This window comes from Nitrospirillum pindoramense (genome assembly GCF_007827955.1).
GTDB classification, from domain to species: Bacteria; Pseudomonadota; Alphaproteobacteria; order Azospirillales; family Azospirillaceae; genus Nitrospirillum; species Nitrospirillum amazonense_B.
Map to the genome: position 1 here is coordinate 108,507 of NZ_VITR01000015.1, position 4,281 is coordinate 112,787.

General features: G+C 69.8%; 1 protein-coding gene. It reads right to left on the reverse strand.

Going from position 1 to position 4,281, the window contains the following annotated elements; all coding sequences use genetic code 11:
• Positions 1 to 23 precede the first annotated feature (23 nt).
• On the reverse strand, positions 24 to 3,884 hold the full coding sequence (locus tag FBZ90_RS22310) for a non-ribosomal peptide synthetase (RefSeq protein WP_186455990.1): 3,861 nt from the start codon (positions 3,882 to 3,884) through the stop codon (positions 24 to 26).
• Positions 3,885 to 4,281 lie beyond the last annotated feature (397 nt).

The following is a 4,281-nucleotide window of genomic DNA, read 5'->3' on the forward strand; positions in this document are numbered from 1 at the left end:
CGTGGCGCGGCGCGGGGCCGGTGTCATGCGGACCGGCGGGCGTCGATGGCAGCGGCCAGGGCCCGCACGGTCGGTCCCTCGAACAGCAGGCTCAGGGGCAAGCGGCGTCCCACCTCACGCGACAGGCGCGACATGATGCGCATGGCGGCCAGCGAATGCCCGCCCAGGGCGAAGAAGTCATCCTCCGGTGCCACCGCCGCCAGGCCCAGGATTTCCCGCCAAACCCCGGCCACCATCGGCTCCAGGCTGGATGGCGCGGTATCGGGCGTGCCGCCGTCGGATGCCGCCTCGTCCGCCAGCCGGTTGAGGCGGCGCTTGTCCAGCTTGCCCGTGGTTTGCAGCGGCAGCGCCTCCACCAGCAGGAACCGTGCCGGCACCATGTAGTCCGGCAGGGTGGCACGCAGGGCGGCGCGCAGGGACGCCTCCGTCAGGTCGGCGCCGGCCTGAGGCACGACGAAGCCCACCAGGCGCTTGTCGCGCGGGGTGCGATGGGCGATGACCGTGGCGTCCCGCACACCGTCCAGCCGCCGCAGCACCGCCTCCACCTCGCCTGGCTCCACCCGAAAGCCGCGGATTTTCACCTGGTCGTCGGTGCGGCCCTGGAAATCCAGGGTGCCGTCCTCGGCCCAGATGCCGACGTCGCCGCTGCGGAACAGGGTGTCGCCGGGAATGAACGGATTCGGGATGAAACGTTCCGCCGTCAGGGCCGGCCTGTCGATATACGCGCCGGAAACCCTGCGGCCGCCGATGGCGATCTCCCCCGGCACCCCCGGCGGGACCAGCCGACCCCGCCGGTCCAGCAGGTAGAGGTTGGTGTGGGCGATGGGGCGGCCGATGGACACGCGGTCGCCAAGGGGCGCGTCCCGCGTGATTTCGTGACAGGTGGTGAAGGTCGTGGCCTCGGTGGGGCCATACGCCACCATCAGGCGGCAGGCGCCCGGTGCTGCGAACAGCGCCCGTACGCTGTCCGGCGGCACGATGTCCCCGCCTGTCATGGCCCAGCGCGTGGCCGCGACGGTGGCGGGATGGGCCTCCACCAGTTCCTTGAACAACGCGGTGGTCATCCACAGGATGCTGACCTTCTCCGCCGCCACCAGCTCCGCCAGTTCATCCAGGCCGGTCCGTACCGGTGGCAGCAGCAGGGACGCGCCGTTCAACAGCGCGGCCCACATCTCGAAGGTCGAGGCGTCGAAGGACAGCGGCGCGAACGCCATCAGGCGGTCGGTGGGCGCGACGGCGAGATAGTCGGTGTCGCATACCAGGCTGACGACGGCCTCGTGGGTGCTGTGCACCCCCTTGGGCGTCCCCGTGGACCCCGACGTGAACATGATGTACGCGCGATCGGCGGGCCCTGCCTCCGGGGACCGAATGGCGCTTGCCGCGCCATCCGTCCGGGCGGGCGGCGCTTCGGACAACAGCGGGTCGATGACCACCACCGGCAGGTCCAGCCCGGCGGTGATGGCGTCGGGCGCGTCCGTCAGCACCAGGCGGGCCCTGCTTTCCACCAGGATCAGACGTTGGCGTTCCGCCGGGAAGTCGGTCTCGAACGGCACGTAGGCGGCGCCGGCCTTCAGAATCCCCAGCAAGGCGGCGATCAGCGCGGGGCTCCGGCTGGCGGCGATGCCCACGGTGTCACCCGGCTCCACCCCCCGCAGCCGCAGTCCGGCCGCGATCCGCGCCGCCGCCTGGTCCAGGGCGCCGTAGCTGACGGTGGCGGGTTTCCGGACGCCACCGTGGCGCAGGGCCACGGCGTCGGGCTGCCGCGCGGCCCAGTATTCGAACTGGCCGTGCACCGTCCGGTCGGGGAAGGCCGGTGTGGCGCCGGTGGACCAGGTCAGGACCCGGTCCCGTTCCGCCGCGTCCATGCTGGGGATGTCGGTGAGGGGCGCCTCCGGCTGGGCGGCGGCCAGCACCTGCACCAGGCTGGCGCCCAGGCGCGCCACCTGCGCCTCCGTCAATAGGCCGTCGTCATAGTCCAGGGTCAGGCGGTCCCCCGCCACGCACAGTTCCAGCGCGGTCGATGGGGCGCCGCCGGCACCCATGACCAGCGCGGTCTGGAACAGGCCGCCGTCGCGTCCGTCCGCCACCGCTTCTGCCAGGATGGCCAAGGGCAGGTCGCCGTGCGCCAACCCCGAGGCCGCGGTTGAGGCGGCGTGCCCCTTCAACGCGGTCCAGGACTGATCCTCGTCGACCCGCAATCGAAGGGGCAGGGCTTCCGCCCGACCCTCGGGCCGATAACCGAACAGCACGTCGTCGCCGCCAGTGTGGCGGGCCAGAACCAGGGCGTAGGCCGCCAGCAGATCCGGGGCGTGGGGCGTCTTGGGCAAGGACTGGCTCAGCCGGGCCCGATGCCCGCTGGCGCGGGCGGTGTGATAGGCCGGTCCGGCCAACCTCGCGTCCTCCAGGTCGGCCAGTGCCCGGCGCCAATAGGCCAGATCGACATCCCGTCCGCTGACCGCGGAGGAGCCGCCGGCGCGCAGGCGGGCCAGATCGAGATGCGGGGTGGCGGCCCAGCGCGCCGCGATCGCCAGGAAGTCCTCGAAGAACGCCTGGATGTCGCCGGCCGGCGCCAGGTCATGGGCGTATTCGGCCAGGACGCGGCCGCCGCGGCGGGGATTGGCCTCGTCATCGAAGACGACGATGACGTTAAGGTCGAATTTGGCCGATCCGTTGGACACACCCTCGGTCACCTCCACGGTCAGCCCGTGGAAGGCCAGGTCGCGTGTCATGGAGTTGTGGAAGCTGAAACTGGTCTGGATGTAGGGCAGGGCGTTGGCCACCCGTGCCGGCTGCAGGTCCTCCACCATGGTGGAGACGGGAATGCGGCCGTTGAGAAAGGCGGCGCGCACTTCCTCCCGGGTGGCGGCCAGCAGGTCGCTCAAGCTGCCATCGCCTTGCAGGCGCAGGGGCAGCATGTTGACCAGCATGCCGATCACCGTCTGCGTTTCCGGCTGGTCACGGTTGGCGATGGCCGTGCCGATGATGACCCGGTCCAGGCCCCGCCGCTCCCGCACCAGGGCGCCGAAGATGGTCAACATCAGCTCGAACAGGGTGGTCCGGGTGGCGGTGGCCAGGTCGACCAGCGCGCCCAAGGTGGCGCCGGGAATCGGGAAGGATTGCGACGCGCCGGAGAAGGTCAGGGCCTGGCGCCGCTCGGCCACGCCGGCCACCAGGCTGTGGCCGTAGGCCGGCCAGCCCGCCAGGCGGTCGCGCCAGAAGGCCCGCTGGCCCCGGCCCTCCGCCGAGTCCAGCCACGCCCCCTCCCACCGGCAGTAATCGGCGAATTGGGTGACCTCGCCCAACGTGGCGTCCAGATCATTGGTCAGCTCCGCGTCCACGCCGCCGCCGCGTACCCGGGCGCTGTACAGCGCCGCCAGTTCCCGCATGAACAGCCGGTAGGACCAACCGTCATGGACCAGATGATGCTCGATATGCAGCAGCAGATGACGATCAGGCGCCTGGCGTACCAGAAGCCAGCGCACCAGGGGCAGCCGGCCGACATCGATCCGCTTGCGGATTTCCGTCTCGATCAGCAATTCGGCATAGCTGTCGCGCATGCCCTCGGGCACGCCCGCCAGGTCCACCATAGGCAGTTCCGGCAGCCAGGGCGCCTGCACCACTTGGTAGGGCGTGTCCTCACCCTCCAGGAAGACGGTGCGCAGGATTTCATGGCGGATGATCAGATCGGCGAGGGCCCCGGTCAGCGCTGCCACGTCCAGCGGCCCGGTGATGGTGAATCGCGCCTGGAAGTTGTAGGCCACCGTATCGGGCACCAGCCGCTCCAGGAACCATGCCTGTTGCTGCGCGCTCGACAGGCGTACGCCCTGCGGATGGGGGACGGCGGCCGACGGTGCCGACGGCGCTGCGATATCGTCCGCATACATGCTGGCAACTCCCTTGTTCGCGGCGGATTCCCGGCGGCGCAGCATCCCCTGCACGGTGCTGTTCCTCAGGCGACACGGCCCGGTGGCAACGGGATCCCTAGCGACTTCAATCCATGATAGTGCAGTGATATACCTTGCAACGCGAGCGGGCTGGTTGGGGCCTTGGGAGCAGCCGTTCGTATCGCGGAATTGGGCGTCTTGGCGTGGACGCGCGTGACCGTTATCCACGATTTGATCTTGCACCAAACGTCCGCAACTGCAACCCTGAATAACACTCGTAACAAAATTTGCACTTCCATCGTGTCTATCGGATGTGCTTTACGCTGCGTTGCCAACAAGGCTGGGCGTGGTGAGAGACGGCTGACGGGCACGACGCGGGTCTATTTGGGGGGTTGTG

Coding starts and splice junctions, on each gene's coding strand:
- FBZ90_RS22310 (WP_186455990.1), bottom strand. CDS start 3,884: ATGTATGCGGACGATATCGCAGCGCCGTCGGCACCGTCGGCCGCCGTC.